The sequence below is a fragment of the Trinickia sp. genome (assembly GCF_057351765.1).
The window spans coordinates 21092-43395 of sequence record NZ_JBMRBK010000091.1 but is presented as its reverse complement, the minus strand read 5'-3'; the positions used below and the strand labels follow the sequence as shown (position 1 = coordinate 43395).

18 protein-coding genes are annotated in these 22304 nt (G+C 63.3%); 11 read left to right on the top strand and 7 right to left on the bottom strand.

Features of this window, described 5'->3' with window-relative positions:
* Positions 1 to 71 precede the first annotated feature (71 nt).
* Both ACO1XS_RS24670 and ACO1XS_RS24665 read left to right on the top strand, forming a co-directional pair.
* Positions 72 to 1187 carry an esterase/lipase family protein gene (locus tag ACO1XS_RS24670; RefSeq protein ID WP_414720209.1) on the top strand — a complete coding sequence of 372 codons (1116 nt, stop codon included), beginning with the start codon at positions 72 to 74 and terminating at the stop codon, positions 1185 to 1187.
* 138 nt (positions 1188 to 1325) lie between these two features.
* The gene (locus tag ACO1XS_RS24665; protein ID WP_331568602.1) at positions 1326 to 2297 is read left to right on the top strand and encodes a lipase secretion chaperone; all 972 of its coding nucleotides are present in this window, start codon (positions 1326 to 1328) and stop codon (positions 2295 to 2297) included.
* Positions 2298 to 2356: 59 nt separating this feature from the next.
* On the opposite strand, the gene pdxR is transcribed toward ACO1XS_RS24665, so the two are convergent.
* On the bottom strand, positions 2357 to 3937 hold the full coding sequence (gene pdxR / locus ACO1XS_RS24660) for a MocR-like pyridoxine biosynthesis transcription factor PdxR (protein ID WP_331568604.1): 1581 nt from the start codon (positions 3935 to 3937) through the stop codon (positions 2357 to 2359).
* Between the two features lie 116 nt (positions 3938 to 4053).
* Here pdxR and ACO1XS_RS24655 point away from each other — a divergent pair, with 116 nt between their 5' ends.
* From ACO1XS_RS24655 to ACO1XS_RS24635, 5 genes are all read left to right on the top strand, one after another.
* Positions 4054 to 5163 carry an ABC transporter ATP-binding protein gene (locus tag ACO1XS_RS24655; RefSeq protein ID WP_331568606.1) on the top strand — a complete coding sequence of 370 codons (1110 nt, stop codon included), beginning with the start codon at positions 4054 to 4056 and terminating at the stop codon, positions 5161 to 5163.
* Between the two features lie 83 nt (positions 5164 to 5246).
* Entirely contained in the window at positions 5247 to 6308 is a 1062-nt protein-coding gene (locus ACO1XS_RS24650; protein WP_414720210.1) for an ABC transporter substrate-binding protein, read from the top strand.
* 98 nt (positions 6309 to 6406) lie between these two features.
* Positions 6407 to 7666 (top strand): ABC transporter permease, encoded by a 1260-nt coding sequence (locus ACO1XS_RS24645; protein ID WP_331568665.1) that lies wholly within the window; start codon positions 6407 to 6409, stop codon positions 7664 to 7666.
* Between the two features lie 40 nt (positions 7667 to 7706).
* Positions 7707 to 8543: an ABC transporter permease gene (locus ACO1XS_RS24640; protein ID WP_331568608.1), complete on the top strand. Its 837-nt coding sequence runs from the start codon at positions 7707 to 7709 to the stop codon at positions 8541 to 8543.
* Between the two features lie 273 nt (positions 8544 to 8816).
* Complete coding sequence (locus tag ACO1XS_RS24635; protein WP_331568610.1) at positions 8817 to 9980, top strand: lytic murein transglycosylase; 1164 nt, start codon at positions 8817 to 8819, stop codon at positions 9978 to 9980.
* A gap of 130 nt (positions 9981 to 10110) precedes the next feature.
* Here the strand turns inward: ACO1XS_RS24635 and ACO1XS_RS24630 are convergent, their stop codons facing one another.
* The 6 genes from ACO1XS_RS24630 to ACO1XS_RS24605 form a co-directional block, all read right to left on the bottom strand.
* Entirely contained in the window at positions 10111 to 11319 is a 1209-nt protein-coding gene (locus ACO1XS_RS24630) for a pyridoxal phosphate-dependent aminotransferase (RefSeq protein ID WP_486391923.1), read from the bottom strand.
* A 57-nt stretch (positions 11320 to 11376) separates the two neighbouring features.
* Positions 11377 to 14094, bottom strand: coding sequence for an aconitate hydratase AcnA (gene acnA, locus ACO1XS_RS24625; protein ID WP_486391922.1), 2718 nt, complete (start codon positions 14092 to 14094; stop codon positions 11377 to 11379).
* An 88-nt stretch (positions 14095 to 14182) separates the two neighbouring features.
* The gene (locus ACO1XS_RS24620; protein ID WP_331568616.1) at positions 14183 to 15634 is read right to left on the bottom strand and encodes a bifunctional 2-methylcitrate dehydratase/aconitate hydratase; all 1452 of its coding nucleotides are present in this window, start codon (positions 15632 to 15634) and stop codon (positions 14183 to 14185) included.
* A gap of 24 nt (positions 15635 to 15658) precedes the next feature.
* Entirely contained in the window at positions 15659 to 16147 is a 489-nt protein-coding gene (locus tag ACO1XS_RS24615; protein ID WP_331568618.1) for a hypothetical protein, read from the bottom strand.
* Between the two features lie 127 nt (positions 16148 to 16274).
* Positions 16275 to 17273: an HpcH/HpaI aldolase/citrate lyase family protein gene (locus ACO1XS_RS24610; RefSeq protein WP_331568620.1), complete on the bottom strand. Its 999-nt coding sequence runs from the start codon at positions 17271 to 17273 to the stop codon at positions 16275 to 16277.
* 251 nt (positions 17274 to 17524) lie between these two features.
* Entirely contained in the window at positions 17525 to 18508 is a 984-nt protein-coding gene (locus ACO1XS_RS24605) for a malate dehydrogenase (protein WP_331568622.1), read from the bottom strand.
* A gap of 242 nt (positions 18509 to 18750) precedes the next feature.
* Between ACO1XS_RS24605 and ACO1XS_RS24600 the strand changes: the two genes are divergently transcribed.
* The 4 genes from ACO1XS_RS24600 (at position 18751) to sdhA (ending at position 22303) form a co-directional block, all read left to right on the top strand.
* Entirely contained in the window at positions 18751 to 19548 is a 798-nt protein-coding gene (locus ACO1XS_RS24600) for a GntR family transcriptional regulator (protein WP_331568624.1), read from the top strand.
* A 186-nt stretch (positions 19549 to 19734) separates the two neighbouring features.
* On the top strand, positions 19735 to 20151 hold the full coding sequence (sdhC, locus tag ACO1XS_RS24595; protein WP_331568626.1) for a succinate dehydrogenase, cytochrome b556 subunit: 417 nt from the start codon (positions 19735 to 19737) through the stop codon (positions 20149 to 20151).
* 3 nt (positions 20152 to 20154) lie between these two features.
* A complete protein-coding gene (sdhD, locus tag ACO1XS_RS24590) occupies positions 20155 to 20523 on the top strand; it encodes a succinate dehydrogenase, hydrophobic membrane anchor protein (RefSeq protein ID WP_173256621.1) in 369 nt (122 codons plus the stop codon).
* 4 nt (positions 20524 to 20527) lie between these two features.
* Positions 20528 to 22303: a succinate dehydrogenase flavoprotein subunit gene (sdhA, locus tag ACO1XS_RS24585; RefSeq protein ID WP_486391921.1), complete on the top strand. Its 1776-nt coding sequence runs from the start codon at positions 20528 to 20530 to the stop codon at positions 22301 to 22303.
* The last annotated feature ends 1 nt before the right edge of the window (position 22304 follow it).

Here is a 22304-nt window from a genome sequence, read left to right as displayed (position 1 = left end):
CGGGCGGCAGGCTCCGCGCGCTGCCTGACCCAAATCAGATCATTTCCGATGGACGAATCGGAGGGGGCGACATGACAGGACCGATCAAAAGGGCGGTGTTTTCCGGCGCCATAGTGCTTGCGTCGATCGTTGCGACGTGGCCGGCCGGTGTGGGCGCGGCGCGAGCGTCCCAGACGATCTCGGCGGCTGTGTCAACGGCGGCCACCGTTGCCACCGCTGGCGCGGCCGATTCCTATGCGGCAACGCGCTACCCCATCGTGCTCGTGCACGGTCTCACCGGGACGGACCGGTACGCGAATGTGCTCGACTATTGGTACGGCATTCCGCGCGATCTGCAATCGCATGGCGCGGCGGTTTATGTGGCGAATCTTTCGGGTTTCCAGAGTGACCTCGGTCCCAATGGGCGCGGCGAGCAGTTGCTCGGCTTCGTCAAAGAGGTGCTCGTGGCGACGGGCGCGCAAAAGGTCAACTTGATCGGGCATAGCCAGGGTGGCCTCAGTGCGCGCTACGTGGCGGCCGTGGCGCCGGAGCTCGTGGCGTCGGTGACGACGATCGGCACGCCGCATCACGGCTCAGAGTTCGCCGACTTCGTGCAAGACGCGATGCGCAAGGACCCGACGGGGCTCGCGCAACCGGCCATCGCGCAGCTCGCCAACGTCCTCGGTGTATTGCTGAGCAGCAATCGCAATACGAACCAAAATGCACTCGCGGCGTTGCATGAGCTGACGAGTGCCGGCGTCGCTTCCTTCAATGCGGCGGTGCCGAGCGCGGGCCTGGGCGCCCCCGGCAGTTGCACGACGGGCGCGGCCACCGAGACGGTGGGCGGCTACACGCATTACCTCTATTCGTGGGCAGGCACGGCCATCGAGCCGAAGGGGTCTCTCTTCGGGGTGCGCGGCGCGAAAGACACGAGCGTGTCCGGTGCGCTCGATCCCGCTCTGTTCGCGGATCCGGGCACGCTGGCGCTTTTCGGCACGGGCACGATCATGGCCAACCGCAACGCGGTGCCCAACGACGGACTCGTCTCGCTGTGCAGTGCGCTCTATGGCAACGTGCTCGGCACTCACTATCACTGGAACCATCTGGACGAAATCAATCAACTGTTCGGTCTGATTGGGAGCAACGCGGAAGACCCGGTCGCCGTGATTCGCACGCATGCGAACCGGTTGAAGCTGCAGGGACTGTAGCGCGTGGCCGGCGGTTCGCGCAGCAGCGCAGGCTCACGCTTGCGCTCGTTCCTGTCGTGCAGTGCTTTTCGAGCCGTTGCAGCAACGCTGAGCGCCCTTGCGGCGTTTGCGTTCGTGGTTTGGTGCGTGGATCTCTCCATGGCCGACGGTCTCGCCAATCACGCAACGAAACCTGTCGGACGTTCGACGCTGTCGCGGCACTCGAGCGCCGGCGAGCGCGAGGCAATTTCGCGGTCAGCCGGGCCAAGCGCGGCAACATCGGGCGCGGTCGAACCGCGGTCGCTGTCCGGATCGATGGCGCCGCGCTTGCCGCTCGATGTCCGGGGACATTTGGCCGTCACGCGCGCCGCGCGAGACTTCTTCGACTATTTCCTGACGGCTCGTCACGAAGTGACGCCCGAAGTGCTCGATGCCATGGTCAGGCGAGCGATTGCGGCGCAGCTCGAGGGCAGCATTGCCCAATCGGAAGCGCTCGATCTCTGGCAGCGCTACCGTAGCTACCTCTCCGGGCTGGCCGATCTCGCGCCGCTGCAGGTTCCTGCTATCGAGCGCGTCGCCAGCGCAAATGCGGACGCATTGCAGGCGGCGTTCGATGCGCGGGCGTCGCTCGCGAGCCGCACGATGGGTGCTGCGTGGAGCGAAGCCTTCTTTGGCGAGCAGTGGCGAACGACGGCTTATGCGCTCGCGCGCTTGCGAATCGCCAGCGATCCGACGTTGACGGACGAGCAAAGGGCCGCACGACTCGACGCATGGAGGCAATCGTTACCGGCCGAAGAGCGCGCGTCGCTCGAGCGCGAGGCTAAAGCGCAAGCGAGCGTGGACACGATCGCCGAATTGGCCCGGCAGCAGGGCTCGGCCGACGAATTGCGCGCGCAAGCCACTCAGGCGTTGGGTGCTCAGGTGGCCGAGCGGATCGTGCAAATGCGCAGGCATGACGACGAATGGCGTGCACGATATGCCGATTACTCGGCGCAGCGGGCGCAGATCGATGCGATGGGGCTCTCGGCCGAGGCCTACGAGGGGCGCGTGACACAACTGCGCGAGCGGATGTTTCCGATTGCGGGCGAGCGCGTGCGTGCGGCAGCGCTCGATGCGGGGGCTGCGCGGTAGCGGATTCATCAACGTGTGCGGGGCTACGCGACGAGAGCGCGGTGCAGGCGAGCGCGAGCTCATGCGACCCGCTCGGTGCGGCGCTTGCCGAGCTGGCTTTCAATCGCGCGTGCCAGCGTATCGAAAGTCGGCGCCATTTTATCGTTCGGTACGCAGGCATAGCCGAGCAGCAGGCCGCGCCGCGCAGCGTGTTCGGCGCTGTAGTAGGCCGAGAGCGGCCGCACGATCACGCCGGCTTCGAACGCCGCGGTGGTCACCGCGCGATCGTCGGCCGAGTCGGGCAGCCCCAGCACGAGGTGAAGGCCGGCTTCATCGCCCATCACGGGTAGCGCGTCGCCGAAGCGCGACGCGATCGCATCGATGAGCAATTGACGGCGCTCGCCGTAAAGTGTGCGCATGCGGCGTACATGCGACGTAAGGTATCCATCCATGATGAACTCGGCGAGCACGGCCTGGTGCATGAGCTGGCCTTCCCGATACAGTTCGGCTACGCCGGTACGAAACGTATCGACGAGATCTTCAGGCGCCACCATGTAGCCGATTCGCAGCCCCGGGTACAGAATCTTGCCCAGGCTGCCGACGTAGATGACCCGTCCGGCCTCGTCGAGCCCCTGCAACGACGCGATCGGCCGGCTGCCGTAGCGGAACTCGCTGTCGTAATCGTCCTCGACGATCCACATTCGATGCTGACGCGCGTATTCGAGCAGCGTGCGGCGCCGCGCGAGGCTCATGACCATGCCGAGCGGATATTGATGGGAGGGCGTGACGACGGCGAGCCGCGGCGGTTCTTTCAACGAGGGTTCGCGCGGGTTGAGTCCTTCGTCGTCGACGGGCACAGGCGTGAGCGCGAGCCCGGACGACTGCAACACGCTGCGCGCGCCCCAATAGCAAGGTTCCTCCACCCAGGCGCGATCGCCGACATCGGTCAGAAGCCGCACGGCGAGATCCATGGACTGATGGATGCCCGTCGTGATGATGATCTGATCGGGAGAGCACTTTACGGAGCGCGCGACGCGCAGATAATCGGAGAGCGCTCGCCGCAGCGGCCGGTAGCCGCCGCCCGGCGCATAGGTGAGCAGCTCGGGGTTGGCCTCCTTCCAGAGCCGCGCTTGCAGGCGGCTCCACGTGCGAGCGGGAAATTCCTTGACATCGGGGACGCCCGGCATGAATGCGCCCCATTGCTTCGGCGCCACGCCGGCACGCGCGATCAGCTGCCGGCCGCGGTTCGAGAGGAGGGGTGCCGCGGCGTTGCTCAGGGTTTTCCCTGCGGCGGAGCCGGGAGCCGTGCCTGTTTGCACGTTCGGCGTATTCGCCGCACCGGCGCCCTGATCCGTTCGGGCCGCGGGTTTGACGCGCACGGCTGCCGCGTCCGGGCGGGTATCGGCAACATAAGTGCCGCTGCCCGTGGTGGAAAGCACGTAGCCTTCGGCGGTCAGTTGGTCGTAGACACGGAGCACCGTATTGCGCGCAATATCGAGGTCTTCGGCCAGCGTTCGTGAGCTCGGCAGCTTGGTGCCGGGCGCGAGTTGCCCAGTGAGAATGGCCTGTTGGACCAGCCGCAGCACCTGGCGGTACATCGGTTCGGTCGTACCGCGCTCGAGCCGCGCGCCGAGCCAGTCGGACAAGATGATCGTGTCCAAAGTGGTTCCTCTCGGAATAATGAAATGGCTCCGTTGAGTGGAACCGTAACAGATTATATTGGATCGCACAGGAAGCGCGGTGCGCAACTGTCGATGGAGCCATTCGGGAGGAGACGATGAAATCGGAACAAGTGATCGTTAGCTTTCGCGGCGTACGCAAGACGTACGACGGCGAGACGCTCGTCGTCAAGGGGCTCGACCTCGACATCTACCAGGGCGAATTCCTGACGCTGCTCGGGCCGTCCGGTTCCGGCAAGACCACTTGCCTGATGATGCTTGCCGGCTTCGAGTTTCCGACCGGCGGCGAGATCCGGCTGGACGGACAACTGCTCAACACCGTACCGCCGCATAAGCGCAATATCGGCATGGTGTTCCAGAACTATGCGCTTTTCCCTCATTTGACCGTTGCCCAGAACGTCGAATATCCGCTGACCGTGCGCAAGCTCGGCGCGTCCGAGCGCGCGGCGCGCGTGCATGACGCGCTCAAGATGGTGCGCATGGAAGCGTTCGCGAAACGCTATCCGGCCCAGCTGTCGGGCGGGCAGCAGCAGCGCATTGCGCTTGCGCGCGCGCTCGTATTCGAGCCGCGCCTCGTGCTGATGGACGAGCCGCTCGGTGCGCTCGACAAGCAACTGCGCGAGCACATGCAGCTCGAGCTGAAGGCGCTTCACGAGAAGCTTGGCGTCACGTTCGTCTACGTGACGCACGACCAGGGCGAAGCGCTGACGATGTCGGACCGCGTAGCCGTCTTCGACAAAGGGATCGTCCAGCAGCTCGATACGGTCGACCGGCTCTACGAATCGCCCTGCAACGAGTTCGTCGCGAACTTCATCGGCGACAGCAATACGCTGCACGGCACGATCGCCGGCGTGGACGGCGAATTCTGCCAACTGCGTTTGCGCGACGGCACGCACGTCGTTGGCCGCAATGTCGCCAACGCGATTGCCGGCGCGCCGGCCATTGCCTGCATCCGTCCCGAGCGCTTGCGGCTTGCGCAGGGGGGCAACGGCGCCACGAGCGGCGGCCGCAACGGTCACAATGCGCTGGCGAGCGAAGTGCGCGGCCTGATCTATTTCGGCGACCACGTGCGCATGCGCTGCGCCGTGCCGCAACAGGACGAGTGCTTCGTCAAGGTGCCGCTCGGTACCGAGGCGATCGATGCGTTCGAGCCGGGGGCGCCGATCGCGCTCGAGTTTGCTCCTGAACACCTGCGCGTTTTTGCTTGACCCGCGCGAAGCCACGGTTTCGCGCGCGCTGCACATTACCCGTCGCCGTAGTGGCGGATCCGCCCACGAAGAGGAGAACCCAGATGAAGACCAACATGATTTCGCTGCACCGTAGCGCTGTGACGGTGGCCCTTGCCGCCGCCGCGACGCTTTCGTTCGCGGCGGTAACGCAGGCCGCCGAGCTGACCGTCGTCAACTTCGGCGGCGCGAATGCCGACGCACAGAAGGTGGCTTACTACCAGCCGTTCGAGAAGCAGACCGGCGACAAGGTCACGGCCGTCGAATACAACGGCGAGACCGCCAAGATCAAGGCGATGGTGGAAGCCAAGCACGTCAACTGGGATGTCGTGGAAGTGGAATCGGGCGACCTGGGCCGGGGCTGTGACGAAGGTCTGTACGAGAAGCTCGACTGGTCGAAGATCGCGAAAAAAGACCAGCTCATCCCCGAATCGCCGCGCACTTGCGGTGTCGGCTTTTTCGTTTGGTCGACAGCGCTGGCCTATAACGCCGACAAGCTGAAGACCGCGCCGACCGGCTGGGCCGATTTCTGGGATGTGAAGAAATTCCCGGGCAAACGGGCCCTGCGTAAAGGTGCCCGCGGCAATCTGGAGTTTGCGCTGATGGCCGACGGTGTCGCGCCGAAGGACGTCTACAAGGTGCTCGCCACGAAGGCAGGTCAGGATCGCGCGTTCAAGAAGCTCGACGAACTGAAGCCGAACATTCAGTGGTGGGAAGCCGGTGCGCAGCCGCCGCAGTTTCTCGTTGCGGGCGACGTCGTGATGTCTTCCGCCTTCAATGGCCGGATCAGCGCGGCGCAAAGCGAGGGTAAGAATCTCAAGGTCGTCTGGAACGGCAGCATTTACGATCTCGACTATTGGGTCATTCCGAAGGGCTCGCCCAACAAGGCGCTGGCCGAGAAGTTCATCGCCTACACCGTGTCCACCGATCCGCAGAAGGTCTACGCGCAGCACATCACTTACGGTCCCGCCAACCGCGGCGCGATCAAATCGCTCGACGCTAAAACGCTGGCCAATCTGCCGAATTCGCCGGCCAATGGCAAGAACGCCGTGCTGCAGGATGCGGCGTTCTGGACCGATTACGGCGACGAACTCGAGCAACGCTTCGCGGCGTGGGCCTCGAAGTAAGCGGCGAGACGATCTGAAGCGACACCGCGGCGCCGCCCGCTCGCAAGAGTGGGTGGCACGCAGCGCGAGAGGCACGGTGGGAGATGAGCGTGAACACGATGACGATCACGGGCGAGTTGAATGCGGCGGCGAGCGCTGCGCTCAAGCGTGAACTGAGGGCCGCACAGGCTCGTAAGCGGGCAGTGGCTTTGCTCATGATCGCGCCGCTCGCGGTGTTTTTGCTGCTGATTTTTGTCGTCCCGATCGGAGCGCTGCTTACGCGAGCCGTCGAGAATCCCGAGGTCGCGGGTGCGTTGCCCAAGACGGTTGCGCAACTGCGCCATTGGGATCGCAAGAGTGCTTTGCCCGACACGGCCTATGCCGCGCTGGCGGCCGATTTGACTACGCTCGAGGATGGCGAGTCGCTCGGCGGTCTCGCGCGGCGGCTGAACGTTGAAATCCCGGGGTACCGCTCGCTCGTTGCAAAGACTGCGCGGGCGATGCCGCTCAAGGACGATGCGGGTCAGTTGCTCCCGCCCGAGCAGATTCGCGCGAGGATGATCGAGATCGATGGGCGCTGGGATGACGCGCGTTACTGGCGTGCGATTGCGAAAAATGGGTCGCGTTACTCGCCGTTTTACCTGCTTGCCTCGCTCGACCATCGGCAAGACGCGTTTGGCCATATCGAGGCGACCGATCCCGATCAACGCATCTATCTGACGGTTTTCGGGCGGACGTTCGTCATCAGTGCCGTCGTAACGCTGGCCGCGCTGCTGCTCGGCTATCCGCTCGCGTACTGGATTTCGACGCTCGACGAGCGGCGTGCCAATCTGGCGATGATCCTGGTGCTCATTCCGTTCTGGACGTCGATTCTCGTGCGTGTGGCGGCCTGGATCGTGCTGCTGCAAAGCGAAGGGCTCGTCAATCGCACGTTGCAGTCGCTGGGATTGACTCATGCGCCGCTCGCGCTGTTGTTCAATCGGGCGGGCGTGTACATATCGATGACGCACATTCTGTTGCCTTTCATGATTTTGCCGCTCTATAGCGTCATGAAGGCGATTCCATCGACTTATCAACGTGCGGCCGTTTCGCTGGGCAGCCATCCGTTTGCCGCCTTTTGGCGCGTGTATGTGCCGCAGACTTATCCCGGCATCGGAGCGGGTGCGCTGCTCGTCTTCATTCTGTCGATCGGGTACTACATCACGCCTGCATTGCTGGGTGGGCCCGACGACCAGATGGTCAGTTATTACGTGGCCTACTTTACGAACGTGACGATCAACTGGGGGATGGCATGTGCGTTGGGCGGTCTGTTGCTTGCAGCCACGCTCGTGCTTTATGCGATCTATGGGCGCTTTACGCGTGCCCAGCCGAGCCTTTGATTTGGTTTCCCGTTGACGGGTAACGGGAACGGAGCTGAACATGAGATTCGCCAAACCGATGTTTGCGCCGCATACGTCGCTCATCGAGCGCATTTGGTACTTCGGGCTACGTGGCCTGGCCGCGCTTACATTGCTTTATCTGGTGTTGCCGGTGCTCGCCATCGTGCCGCTTTCATTTTCGTCGAGCACGTTTCTGGTCTATCCGATTCCGAGCTGGTCGATGCGCTGGTACGTCAATCTCGTGACGTCGGGCGAATGGCAGCAGGCGGCCAAGAACAGCTTTATCGTCGCGCCGTCGGCGACGCTCCTCGCAACGGTTCTTGGCACGCTCGCGGCGCTCGGTTTGGCCAAGGCGAATTTTCGCGGCAAGGCCGTGCTGATGGCGATTTTGATTTCGCCGATGATCGTGCCGGTGATCGTGGTCGGTGTCGGCATGTATTTGTTCTTTGCCCCGCTCGGGCTGGCGAACACCTATGCGGGGCTCATCATGGCGCATGCCGCGCTGGGCGTGCCGTTTGTCGTGACGACAGTCGGGGCGACGTTGCAGGGCTTCGACGGGAATCTCGTGCGGGCGAGCCTATCGCTGGGCGCCAATCCGACGCGGACCTTCTTTCGGATTACGCTGCCCGTGATTGCACCTGGGGTGATATCCGGTGCGCTGTTTGCGTTTGCGACTTCGTTCGATGAAGTCGTGGTGACGCTGTTTTTGGCCGGGGCGGATCAGACCACGCTGCCGCGGCAGATGTTTACTGGTATCCGCGAGAACATCACGCCGACGATAGCCGCGCTTGCCACGATTCTGATCGTGTTCTCGACGTGTCTGCTGCTCGTGCTCGAATGGTTGAGGGGGAGGAACGCGGCGCGGGCGGTGGCGTAACCGGAAGAGCATCGAGTCGCCCTATCGACGCGAGCCGCCGTACCTCGATCACGTCATTTCTGGCAGCATTGCGGGAACCTTGCGGCCAAACGAGGGCCTCAGAATCGATCCGATTGCGCCCGAACGGCGCCCGCCCATTCGAACGACATGATCCGCACACCCCGACAAAGACGTATTCCGCGCCGCGCGCCGCTCTGTGCCGCGTTGCTTTTCGCCTGCCTTCCGGCCGGCGCCTTCGCACAAGCCGCGCCCGCTGCGCCGGCCAGGTCGGCCATGCCCGCATCCGCTCCCGAGCAGGCACCCGTAGACCCGGCGGCCTTCGATAACTGGAAGGCGCAGTTCCGCAAGGATGCGATTGCGGCCGGCATTACAGAGCAAACGTTCGACCGTGCGTTCGCCGATGTCGCTCCAGATCCAGCGGTGATCGCACGGGATCAGGCGCAGCCCGAGTTCGTCACGCCCATCTGGGACTATTTGGACAACGTACTATCGGCTCCGCGAGTACAGCGCGGGCGCGACGCGTTGGCGGCCAATATTTCGACGCTGGCGGCAGTGTCTTCGCGTTATGCGCCGCCGCCACGAATTCTTACCGCAATCTGGGGAATCGAAAGCAACTACGGTCAGCAGATGGGAGATCTGCAAGTCATCAGATCGCTCGCCACGCTGGCGTACGACGGACGCCGGCGTGCCTTCGCTCAAACAGAATTGATCTCTGCGCTGAAAATTCTCCAGCACGGGGATGTGACGCCAGGCCAGATGTTGGGCTCGTGGGCTGGCGCAATGGGGCAGACGCAATTCATCCCGTCGACTTACAACCGCTACGCAGTCGATTTCGACGGCAACGGCAAGCGCGATATCTGGACGTCCAGCGGAGATGCATTGGCGTCAACGGCCAATCTCTTGCAATCGCTCGGCTGGCAAGCCGGCGAGCCCATCGCATTGGAAGTCACACTTGGCGACGGCTTCGATTATGCGCAGGCCGACCTCGGCATCAAAAAGACGGTAGGCGAGTGGACTCGTGCGGGCGTGCGCCCCATTGGCAGTTCACCGTCGTCGTTACGCGAAGACGAGCGAGCATCGGTGCTCTTGCCGGCAGGGTATAAAGGCCCGGCATTTCTCGTGTTCGACAGCTTCCGCGCGATTCTCGGCTACAACAACTCGACGTCCTACGCGCTCGCCGTGACGCTGCTTGCTCAGCGTTTCGACGGGCAGGGGCAGGTGCGCGGCACATGGCCGAAGGACGATCCGCCGCTTGACCGTCCCGGTCTGACGCTGCTTCAAACTTTGCTCGGGCAGCAAGGTTACGACGCGGGCACGGTGGACGGTATGCTGGGGCCGGCTACGCGTGCGGCCATTCGCGCCTTTCAGGCAAAGAACGGACTGCCCGCCGATGGGTATGCGAGTGCCTCGCTTCTCGAACGAGTGCGCGGTCATTGATTCGGCGCATGCGGCGCAGGTTTGCACGCGGTACCGAGGCGAAGTTTTGCGGATATGTAAACTTAGAGTTCATCTCGGTGCCCGCGTCAATAGTTTCCGTATGTTCAAAACTATTGACGCACGACCGCCGTCACCGGTGCGATTCGAGGAATCTTCTCAGGCGAGCAATCCCCGCGTCGATCCGCTCTACATCGCACGCGTAGCACCAGCGCACGAATCCTTCGCCTTCGGGCCCGAACGCGCTTCCCGGCGCGAGACCGAGCCCCGCCTCGCGTACCAGTGCTTTGCATAGTGCAAGGCTCTCCTTCGCGCCCGGCATGGAGAAAAAGACATACATGGCGCCGGGCGGCGACGCGGCATCGATACCGGGCAGAGCCCGCAGCGCCGCAACGAGATGATCGCGCGACGCGCGCAACGCGCGTACGAGCGTACGAGGGGTCTGCCCATCGTCGCCCAGGGCAGCGATCCCTGCCTGTTGCACGAACGCCGGCGCGCACGACGTGTTGTACTCGATGAGCTTCGCGAGGTCGTCCATCAGCGATGCCGGGGCGACGAGCCAGCCGAGGCGCCACCCGGTCATCAGATAAGCCTTCGAAAACGAGTTCACGCAGATGACCCGCTCGTCCCGCGACGCCAGATCGAGAAAAGACGGCGCACAGACGTCCTCACGAGCGTCGTCGTAATAGAGACGCTCATAGACTTCATCGGCGACGATCCAGATTCCGTGCCGCCGGCAGTGGTCGAGCACCGCTTGCTGCTGCTCGCGCGGCATCACCCAGCCCGAGGGGTTGTTGGGTGCATTGATGATGACGAGGCGCGTATCGGGCGTCAGTGCTCCGATGAGGCGATCGACGTCGAGCTGCCAACCGTTTGCGCCGTACTCGAGCGACACCGTCTCGACGCAAGCGCCCAGAATTTTCGGCATTTCGACGATGTTCGGCCACAGCGGCGTGACCGCGACGACCTTGTCGCCCGCGCCGACGACGAGTTGCGATGCGAGCATCAGCGCGTTGACGCCGGCGCTCGTGACCGCAACATGGCCAGCATCGGTCGGACCATGCCAGGCCGATACGTGGCGAGCTATTGCCTCGCGCAATGGCGCGATACCGAGGTTGTGCGTGTAAAAGGTATCGCCGGCAGCCAGCGCGGCGCACGCCGCATCGCGGATGAATCGTGGCGTGGCGCGATCCGACTCTCCGAACCAGAACGGCAAGACGTCCGGATTTCCGAAGCCTGCGTTGGCCACCTCGCGGATTTGCGAAGGTCGCAGCGCGCGAACCGCTTCGCGCGCATGGGGTACGCCGAAGAGCGGTGCGCTCGGTGATGAAAGTTTTGTCATGGACACATATCGCCGCGCCCGGACCGGGCGCGGCGCCTGCGGACAACGTTGCGAAGGTTACGCCGCCAGCAACGAGCGCAGCACGTACGGCAGAATCCCGCCGTGCTTGTAGTAGTCGACTTCGATCGGCGTATCGATGCGCAACAACACCGGCACGCGCTGCGTCTTGCCATCCTTGCCATGGATGACGAGCGTGACCTCCTGCTGCGGCTTGAAGTCGGCTCCGAGACCCTCGATATCGTACGTCTCTTCGCCCGTGATGCCGAGCGATTGCACGCTGTCCGATCCCTTGAACTGCAGCGGAAGCACACCCATGCCGACGAGATTCGAGCGATGAATCCGCTCGAAGCTGCGTGCAACGACAGCTTTCACCCCCAGCAGTTGGGTGCCCTTGGCGGCCCAGTCGCGCGACGAGCCCGTGCCGTACTCTTCGCCCGCAAAGACGATAGTCGGCGTGTCCTGGTCGATGTACTTCATCGCCGCATCGTAAATGGAGAGCTGCTCGCCGCTCGGCTGGTGAATCGTCAAGCCGCCTTCCACGCGCGTCCCGTCAGCCTTCGGCGGAATCATGAGGTTCTTGATCCGCACATTCGCGAACGTGCCGCGCATCATGACGTCATGATTGCCGCGGCGCGAGCCGTAGCTGTTGAAGTCGGCCTTTTGCACGCCATTCGCCTTCAGCCACTTGCCGGCCGGCGAGTCTTCCTTGATCGAGCCGGCAGGGCTGATGTGGTCGGTCGTCACCGAATCGCCGAAGACGCCGAGGGCGCGCGCGCCCGTGATGGCCGGAATCGAGTTCGCCGGCTGCATCGAGAACTCGCTGCCGAAGAAGGGCGGCTCCGCAATGTAGGTCGACTTCGGCCAATCGTAAACCTGGCCTTCCTCGCCTTCGATCTTGCTCCAGAGGTCGCCGTCCTTCGTCAATTGCGAGTAATTGGTGCGGAAGGCATCGGCGTCGAGCGCAAACTTGAGCAGCGCGTTGACTTCCTCGCTCGACGGCCAGATATCGCCGAGATAGATGTCCTTGCCGCCCGTGCCCTTGCCGACAGGCTCGGTCATCAGATCGCGCGTGATCGTGCCGGCGATCGCATAAGCGACCACGAGCGGCGGCGATGCCAGGAAGTTCGCGCGGATGTTCGGGTGAATGCGCGCCTCGAAGTTGCGGTTGCCCGACAACACGGCTGCCGCCACGACATCGTTCGTCGTAATCGCTTCGTTGAGCTCCGGCGTCAGATCGCCCGCATTACCAATACACGTTGTGCAGCCGTACGCGGCCAACTCGAAGCCGAGCTTCGACAGGTAGGGCAAGAGCCCGGTCTTCGTCAGATATTCGGTGACGATGCGCGAGCCCGGCGCGAGCGATGTCTTGATGTGCGGAGCAACGGTCAAGCCGGCTTCGACGGCCTTTTTCGCAAGCAGGCCGGCCGCCAGTAGCACGCTCGGGTTCGACGTATTCGTGCACGAGGTGATCGCCGCGATCAGCACGTCGCCGTTCTTCAACGCAATACCGTTCGACGTCTTGTACGCCGCGTCGAGGTCGGCGGGCTTCTTCGCAAAGCCGTTCTCGCCGACAGGCTTCGAGAACAGCTCGGCAAACGTCGATTTCACGTTGCCGATTTCAATGCGGTCCTGCGGACGCTTCGGACCGGCGAGCGACGGCGCAACGGTGGCGAGATCGAGCGTCACGACCTTCGTGTAATCGATCTGGCCAGCCTTTGGAATGCCGAAGAGCTGTTGGGCCTTGAAGTAGTTTTCGAATGCGGCGATTTCGGCCTCGGTGCGGCCCGTGCCCTTGAAATAGGCGATCGTCTTTTCGTCGACGGGGAAAAAGCCCATCGTCGCGCCATACTCCGGCGCCATATTGCCGATCGTCGCGCGATCCGGCAGCGTCAGTGAAGCGGTGCCGTCGCCAAAGAATTCGACGAACTTGCCGACGACCTTCTCCTTGCGCAGCAATTCGGTGATCGTGAGCACGAGGTCCGTGGCGGTCACGCCTTCGCGCAGCTTGCCCTTGAGTTCCACGCCGACAACGTCCGGCGTCAGGAAATACACGGGCTGCCCAAGCATGCCGGCTTCGGCCTCGATCCCGCCGACGCCCCAGCCCACCACGCCGATGCCGTTGATCATCGTGGTGTGGCTGTCCGTACCGACGAGCGTGTCGGGGTAATAGACGGTATCGCCGCCCTCGGCCTTCTTGTGAACGCCGCGCGCGAGATATTCGAGGTTGACCTGGTGCACGATGCCGACGCCCGGAGGCACGACCTTGAACGTATCGAACGCCTGCATGCCCCACTTCATGAACTGATAGCGCTCGTTATTGCGCTGGAATTCCAGTTTCATGTTCAGATCGAGCGCGTCCTTCTGACGGTAATAATCGATCTGAACGGAATGGTCGACGACGAGATCGACCGGCACGAGCGGCTCGATCGCCTTCGGGTCCTTGCCCGTGCGCTTGGCCACGCCACGCATCGCGGCGATATCGGCGAGCAGCGGCACGCCAGTGAAGTCCTGCAACACGACACGCGCGACAACGAACGGGATTTCGTCGACGCGCGCGGCGTTCGGCTTCCAATTGGCGAGTTGCGCGACGTGCTCCTCGGAAACTTTCTTGCCGTCGACATTGCGCAGCACCGATTCGAGCACGATACGGATCGATATCGGCAGACGATCGATCTCGACGTTCAGGGCGCGGCCGAGTTCCGGCAGCGAATAGAACTTGCCTTTGCCGCTTCCGCTATCGAATTCCTTGAGCGTGTTGTGGAGGTTATGGGCCATGGTTTTTCCTAGGTTTGGAGCGAGGAAATGACGTTATGACGTTTCTGAAACCTGATGTTGATACGTTGAAACCATTGCATGCCTGGCGCTAAATCACATAGAGGTCGACGTACTCGTGAACCGGCATGGCTTCGAGCCGTGCCTGATCGAGCGAGACGTCGAGAATCGCTTGCTGCTGTTTGCCGGGAAACCGCCGCGCGAGATTCGTCCTGAACTTCTCGACGAGCAGCGGGATGCCTTCGGCTCGGCGGCGTTTGTGTCCGATCGGGTATTCGACGACGACTTCGTCGAGCGCCGAACCGTCGTCGAAGACGATCGTCAACCCGTTGGGGATCGAACGTTGGTCGGGATCGTGATAATCCTTCGTGAACTGCGGGTCCTCGACGCATTCGATCTTCGCGCGCAACGCATCGATACGGGGATCGGCCGCGAGCGCGTCTTCGTAATCGGCCGCCGTCAGGCGCCCGAAAATGAGCGGTACGGCGACCATGTACTGAATGCAGTGATCGCGATCGGCCGGATTCGCGAGCGGACCTTTTTTGTCGATGATGCGAAGCGCCGCTTCATGTGTGCGGATCGTGATCCTGGCGATGTCGGCAACACGCTTGCCGCTCGAGCGCAGGCGCCCGTGTAACGTCATGGCCGCTTCGACGGCGGTCTGCGCATGGAATTCGGCCGGAAACGCGACCTTGAACAGCACGTTCTCCATCACGTACGAGCCGTACGGACGCTGAAACCGGAATGCGTTGCCTTTGAACAGGACGTCGTAAAAGCCCCAGGTCTTCGCGGTCAGTGCCGATGGGTAACCCATCTCGCCGGTCCTGGCGATGAGCGCGAGCCGCACGGCGCGCGAAGTGGCGTCGCCCGCGGCCCACGACTTGCGCGAGCCCGTATTCGGTGCGTGCCGATAGGTACGCAGCGCGTGACCGTCGACGAACACGAGCGAGACGGCGTTGATCAATTCGTCGCGCGTCAGGCCGAGCATCTGGCCCACCACGGCTGTCGATGCCAGTTTGACGAGCAGCACGTGATCGAGACCGACGCGGTTGAACGCGTTTTCGAGCGCGACGACGCCCTGGATCTCGTGGGCCTTCACCATGGCGACGAGCACGTCGCGCATGACGAGCGGGGCCCGCCCGGCGGCGACGGCGGTACGCGAGAGCCAATCGGCCACGGCCAGAATGCCGCCGAGATTATCGGAGGGATGGCCCCATTCCGCGGCGAGCCAGGTGTCGTTGAAATCCAGCCACCGGATCATCGCGCCGATGTTGAAGGCGGCCTGAACCGGGTCGAGCTGGAACTGCGTGCCGGGCACCTTCGCCCCGTTGGGTACGATCGTGCCCGGCACGATGGGCCCGAGCAATTTGGTGCAGGCCGGATAGGAAAGCGCCTCCAGTCCGCAGCCGAGCGTATCGAGCAGACAATTGCGCGCGGTATCGAGCGCAAGCGCGCTGTCGATCCCGGTGTTCAGGACATAGTCGACGATGTCGACCAGCACCTGATCGGGCTCTGGCCTGACGTTTTCGATCGCGGCGGACATGGAGGAAGGCTGGCGCCCTGGCGCTCAGTTCGACTTCTGGATGGCGGTGCTTTGCGTGGGCGCCGGCTCGCCTTGCGTCATCGACGCGGTCTTGCACTCGTCGGCGAGACGCGCGCTGTCCTTGTCGGAGAACAGCATGGCCTTCGTCGGGATCACGACGAGGTCCATGCCCGTCGCGGCATCGTGGAAGCGATCGGCACCCGTCGTCGTCGTTTCGCGCGGCAGCTTGTAGTTCTTGGTGCCCCAGTGCACGGTGACGATCTGGTCGCGCTTCATGTCGCCCTTGAGCTCGAAGTGCTGGCTTTCAGCGCACGACCATTCGACCGAGCCCTCTTCGATGGGATCGGCTTTCGCGGGCGTGGCGCCCGGCTTGCGTTTGACGATGCGGTGCTTCGGCGCCGGCTTCTTCACCGTGGCCGAATGGGTGCTCGTCTGGGCGGCCGCGTCGGCGCTGACCAGCAGCATCGTGGCGGACAGCGTGCCGATGAGGGAAGCAAGCAGCAATTTCTTCATGGGAATCGAGACCTTTCGAGTAACTTTGAGACGGAAACGGGCCCTGGGTCGATATTCACCGTCAATTGGGACGGGTGCTGACCCCAGGTGGCCGGGTCTTTTGAGACACGGCGGTCGCTATTTTCTCCTATTTGGCCGGCCCCGCGAAAAACGATGCTGTTTCTATTGGTAGCGTTTTGCCCGTCGCTTGCGCGCGGCGCAGTACCGACCAGTAGTAGCGGTAGCTCGCGCGGTCATGCAGCGTGTCGCCGTGACGCGTCGGTCCCCACTGCGCGGCCTGCGCTGCAAGCAGAATCTCGGCGGCGAGCGCGATGGCCTCGTCGCGCGGCGCGAACGCGGCGACGATGACCGGCACTTGCGCGGGATGGATACTCCACATGCGCGTGTAGCCGAATTCGTCGCGTGCCCGCTCCGCATCGGCTGAGACGATTCCCATATCGCGCACCTCGGTGCTCACGTTGTGCGAAGGCACGCGTCCGTGGGCATGGCACGCCGCTGCAATTTCGAGCTTGGCGCGCCGCACGAGCGGATGGTCGAACTGTCCCGGCGAGCGCATGGCCGTATCGGGAATGGCACCGTCATGCGCCGAGACGAAATCCATGAGGCCGAACGACAGCGCCTCGACGGTGGGCAGCGCGGCCAGCTGGAAGACATGCGCGAGTGCACCGTGCGTCTCGATCAGCAGTTGCGTCGGAATCGGCGACGCGATGCCGAGCTCGCGCCGCGTGGCCTCGATGAATGCGCACATCTCGGCCGCATCGGCGACATGGCGAATCTTCGGCAGCGTGATGTAGGCCGGCGCGCGTTTCGCGGCGCGCAGGATGAGCCGCACGTCGTCGCGCCAATGCGGATGATGGAAGTCGTGGATACGTACGCCGACGCGGCCGAACGCATCGTGCTCGCTGCCGATGAGCGACGCCACGAGTTCGGCATGCTCGGCCTCGCGGCCGACTTGCGCGCCATCCTCGCAATCGAGCGTGACATCGAAGACCGGCCCGAGCTCGGCCTGCAGCGCGAGCGATTTGAGCATCAGCTTTTCGCTGCCCGCATAGTGGTCGCAAACGGGCAGGACGCTCGGCGGAGCTTCGCCGTCAAACAACACTTCGGCGGGGGAGAGGGCGCGCATCTTCGGCGTCACAAAGCGTCAGTCGTCGTGAACAAGAGCGGATTCGGGCGGGCTCTGCGGGTACGTGCTCGAACGCAAGGATGAAAGCCAAAGCGCGCGCGAATCCACTGCGAAGTCTTGCGGGCGGCGGCGCGTCTGTCAAAGCATGCTGCCGGCGCGCCGCGCACTGCAAGAACTACCCAGGCACGGCGCACCGGTTTTTGCACGCCCGCTGCTGCGGGCCGGACCGGCGCGCCGGGCATCGACCGCGATCAGCCGAGCAGATGCTGAACGCCGTCGCGCTCTTCGAGCAGTTCGTTGAGCGTGAAGTCCATCTTTTCGCGCGAGAAAGCGTCGATTTCAAGGCCTTCGACGCGCTTGTACTCGCCGTTCTCGCAGGTGACGGGCACGCCGTACACGATGTCTTCGGGGATGCCGTAGGATCCGTCCGACGGGATGCCCATCGTGACCCATTTGCCGTTCGTACCGAGAATCCAGTCACGCACGTGGTCGATCGCCGCATTGGCCGCCGAGGCGGCCGACGACAGGCCGCGCGCCTCGATGATGGCCGCGCCGCGCTTGCCGACGGTCGGGATGAAGACGTTGCGGTTCCACTCGTCGTCGTTGATCAGCTTGGTGAGCGATTGGCCTTCGGCCGTCGCGAAGCGGAAATCGGGGTACATCGTCGGCGAGTGATTGCCCCACACGGCGAGCTTTTCGATCGATGCCACAGGCTTGCCCGACTTGGCGGCCAGTTGCGAGAGCGCACGGTTATGATCGAGGCGCAGCATGGCGGTGAAGTTCTTCTTCGGCAGATCGGGTGCCGACTTCATCGCGATATAGGCGTTGGTGTTGGCCGGGTTGCCGACCACGAGAACCTTCACGTCGCGGCTTGCCGCTTCGTTGAGTGCACGTCCCTGCACCGTGAAGATTTCGGCGTTCGCGGAAAGCAGGTCCTTGCGCTCCATACCCTTCGAGCGCGGGCGGGCGCCGACGAGCAGCGCGACGTCGGCATCCTTGAAGGCGACCTTCGGGTCGTCGGTCACGACCACGCCCGCGAGCAACGGAAACGCGCAGTCTTCCAGTTCCATTACGACGCCTTTGACGGCGGCTTGCGCTTGCGGCAGATCGAGCAGTTGCAGGATGACGGGCTGGTCCTTGCCGAGCAGATCGCCGTTGGCGATGCGAAAGAGCAGCGAGTAACCGATTTGACCTGCGGCGCCGGTGACGGCAACGCGCTTAGCGGACTTAGCCATTGAGAACTCTCCAGGACGATGCGTTGGTGCGTTTTGACTAGGAAAACGCCATTTTATGCGCGTTACGCGAAGCGTGTAGGCCGAGCGGCTCTGGGCGAGCGGTATGCCGATACGCGGCGCGCCTCGCGGTTCGCGCTGGAGTGTAGGAGCGCAGTGGAGCAAAGTCAACCTTATCTTATGTCTTATATAAGACACATGAATCGATACGAAGACCTGGACGCGCGAGCCGCGTTTATGTTGAAATGCGCGGCATGAATGCGAACCAGGCGAGCGCTGCGAATCAGAACGGCCAACCCGAAGACGGGCCGGCCGGGAACGCCACTTCGCCGACGTTCAGCCCGCTTTACCGGCAAATCAAGGCACTTATCACGCAGAGTCTCGAGTCCGGCGAATGGAAGCCCGGCGAGATCATCCCCAGCGAGGTCGAGCTGGCGGTGCGCTACAAGGTGAGCCAGGGGACGGTCCGCAAGGCCATCGACGAACTCGCGGCCGACAATCTGCTCGTGCGCCGTCAGGGCAAGGGCACGTTCGTTGCGACGCACAACGAAGAGCGCGCGCAGTTCCGCTTTCTGCGATTGCTGGCCGATGACGGCGCCGAGCACGCGCACGTGAGCCGGCTGCTCGAATGTCGGCGTTTGCGCGCGCCGGCCGAGATTGCGCGCCAACTCGAATTGAAGCCGTCCGATCCGGTCGTCCAGATCCGGCGCTTGCTCGAGTTCGACGGCGCGACGACGGTTTTCGATGAAATCTGGTTGCCCGGCGGCGTGTTTCGCGGCCTGACGTTCGAGCGGCTGAGCGAATACAAGGGGCCGCTTTACGCCATGTTCGAAGCGGAGTTCGGCACGCGGATGATCCGCGCGTCCGAGAAGATCCGCGCCGTGGCGGCCGAGGCTCCGGTTTCCGAACTGCTCGGCGTGCCGGCAGGATTTCCGTTGTTGTCCGTGGAACGCGTGTCCTATACGTACGGCGATCGCGCGGTCGAAGTGCGCCGCGGTTGGTATGTCACAACCGGGTACTACTATCAGAACGATCTGAGCTGAGGCGCTGCGGTGGCCATGCCAAGAGCGGCCAAGCGCTGCCAAACCCGCGCTGCGCGGGACATGTTCGGCTCGGCGCCGCATCCGCGCGGGCGGCCGCCGCAACAGGGTTCGAGGTTTTTCGCTGCGCCGCGGTATGAAAAGGCGCTAAAATCGCGGGTTAGTGTGACTACATAGTAGGGGTCTAGTATGGCAGAAGCCGTAAAAAAGCCGAGGCCGGAGTTCCGGAACATCGGCATCGGTCAGATATTGACGGCGTATCGTCTTCCTCTGGCGGGGCGTGTATCGATCCTGCACCGCGTGAGCGGTGCGCTATTGTTCGTATTCCTTCCGTTTCTGCTCTACCTGTTCGATCAAAGCCTCACCTCCGAACTGAGCTTCGAAGTCTTCAAGCTCTTTCTCTCCAACATCCTCGTCAAGCTCATCACACTCGTGCTCGCGTGGGCTTTTCTCTTTCATTTCTGCGCCGGTATCCGCCATTTGCTGATGGATACGAACCACGATGCGGTCTCGAAGGAGAGCGGCAAGCGCACTTCCATCGTTGTGTTCGCAGTCTCGTCGGTCCTCACGATCGCCTTCGCGCTCAAACTGTTCGGAGCATTCTGAGAAATGGCAGCCAATAATCGAATCGGCTCGAAGCGCCTTGTCGTAGGCGCGCATTACGGTTTGCGCGATTGGCTCGCGCAACGCATCACCGCCACGATCATGGCGATCTACACCGTCATCCTGCTCGTCTGGTTCTTCGGCGCGCGCGATTTCTCGTACGAGGGCTGGGCATCGATCTTCGCCACGCAGTGGATGAAGCTCGCGACCTTCGTCACGCTGCTCTCGCTCTTCTATCACGCCTGGGTCGGCGTGCGCGACATCTGGATGGATTACGTGAAGCCCACCGGTGTGCGTCTCACGCTGCAAGCGCTGACGATCGTTTGGCTGCTCGCGTGTGCGGGCTACGCTGCGCAGATTCTCTGGAGAGTGTAAAAGAATGGCTGCAATCAAGAATTCTCTGCCGCGTCGCCGCTTTGACGTGGTCATCGTGGGCGCGGGCGGTTCGGGAATGCGCGCTTCGCTGCAACTCGCGCGCGCGGGCCTGTCGGTCTGCGTGCTTTCGAAGGTGTTCCCCACGCGCTCGCATACGGTCGCCGCGCAAGGCGGCATCGGCGCATCGCTCGGTAACATGAGCGAAGACAACTGGCACTACCATTTCTACGACACGATCAAGGGCTCCGACTGGCTCGGCGACCAGGACGCGATCGAATTCATGTGTCGCGAAGCGCCGAATGCCGTCTACGAACTGGAGCACTTCGGCATGCCGTTCGACCGCAATGCGGACGGCACGATCTATCAGCGCCCGTTCGGCGGCCATACCGCGAACTACGGCGAAAAGCCCGTGCAGCGCGCTTGCGCGGCCGCCGACCGCACCGGTCACGCGCTGCTGCATACGCTCTATCAGCAAAACGTCGCCGCGAAGACGCAGTTCTTCGTCGAATGGATGGCGCTCGATCTGATCCGCGACGCCGATGGCGACGTGCTCGGCGTGACGGCGCTCGAGATGGAAACGGGCGACGTCTATATCCTCGAAGGCAAGTGCACGCTGTTCGCCACGGGCGGTGCGGGCCGTATTTTCGCGGCATCGACGAACGCGTTCATCAACACGGGCGACGGTCTCGGCATGGCGGCCCGCTCGGGCATCGCGCTGCAGGACATGGAGTTCTGGCAATTCCATCCTACCGGCGTGGCCGGCGCGGGCGTGCTGATCACGGAAGGCGTGCGCGGCGAAGGCGGTATCTTGCGCAACGCCAACGGCGAGCGCTTCATGGAGCGCTACGCGCCGACGCTCAAGGACCTTGCGCCGCGCGACTTCGTCTCGCGCTCGATGGACCAGGAGATCAAGGAAGGCCGCGGCGTGGGCCCGAACAAGGACTACGTGCTGCTCGATCTCTCGCACATCGGTGCGGAGACGATCATGAAGCGTCTGCCGTCGATCCGCGAGATCGCGCTGAAGTTCGCCAACGTCGATTGCATCAAAGAGCCGATTCCCGTCGTGCCGACCATCCACTATCAGATGGGCGGTATTCCGACGAACATCCACGGTCAGGTCGTCGGTACGTCGCGCGGCCACGAAGATCCGGTCAACGGCTTTTATGCCGTGGGCGAATGTTCGTGCGTCTCTGTCCATGGCGCGAACCGCCTGGGCACGAACTCGCTGCTCGATCTCGTGGTGTTCGGCCGTGCTGCCGGCAACCATATCGTCAAGCACGTCAAGGACATCAAGGAGCACAAGCCGCTGCCGCTCGACGCCGCCGACTTCGCGCTCGCCCGCCTCGACAAGCTCGACAAATCGAGCTCGGGCGAATATACGCAGGCGATTGCCGGCGACATCCGCACCTCGATGCAAACGCACGCGGGTGTGTTCCGCACCTCGAAGCTGCTGGCCGAAGGCGTCGAGAAGATCAAGGAGCTGGCCGAGCGCGTCAATCATGTGCACCTGAAGGACAAGTCGAAGGTGTTCAACACGGCACGCGTCGAAGCACTGGAGCTCGCCAATCTGATCGAAGTGGCACGCGCGACGATAGTCTCGGCCGACGCCCGCAAGGAAAGCCGCGGCGCGCACGCGCAAAGCGATTACGAGCACCGCGACGACGACAACTGGCTGCGGCATACGCTGTGGTTCAGCGAAGGCGATCGCCTCGATTACAAGCCGGTGCACATGAAGCCGCTGACGGTCGAATCGGTGCCGCCGAAGGCGCGGACGTTCTAAC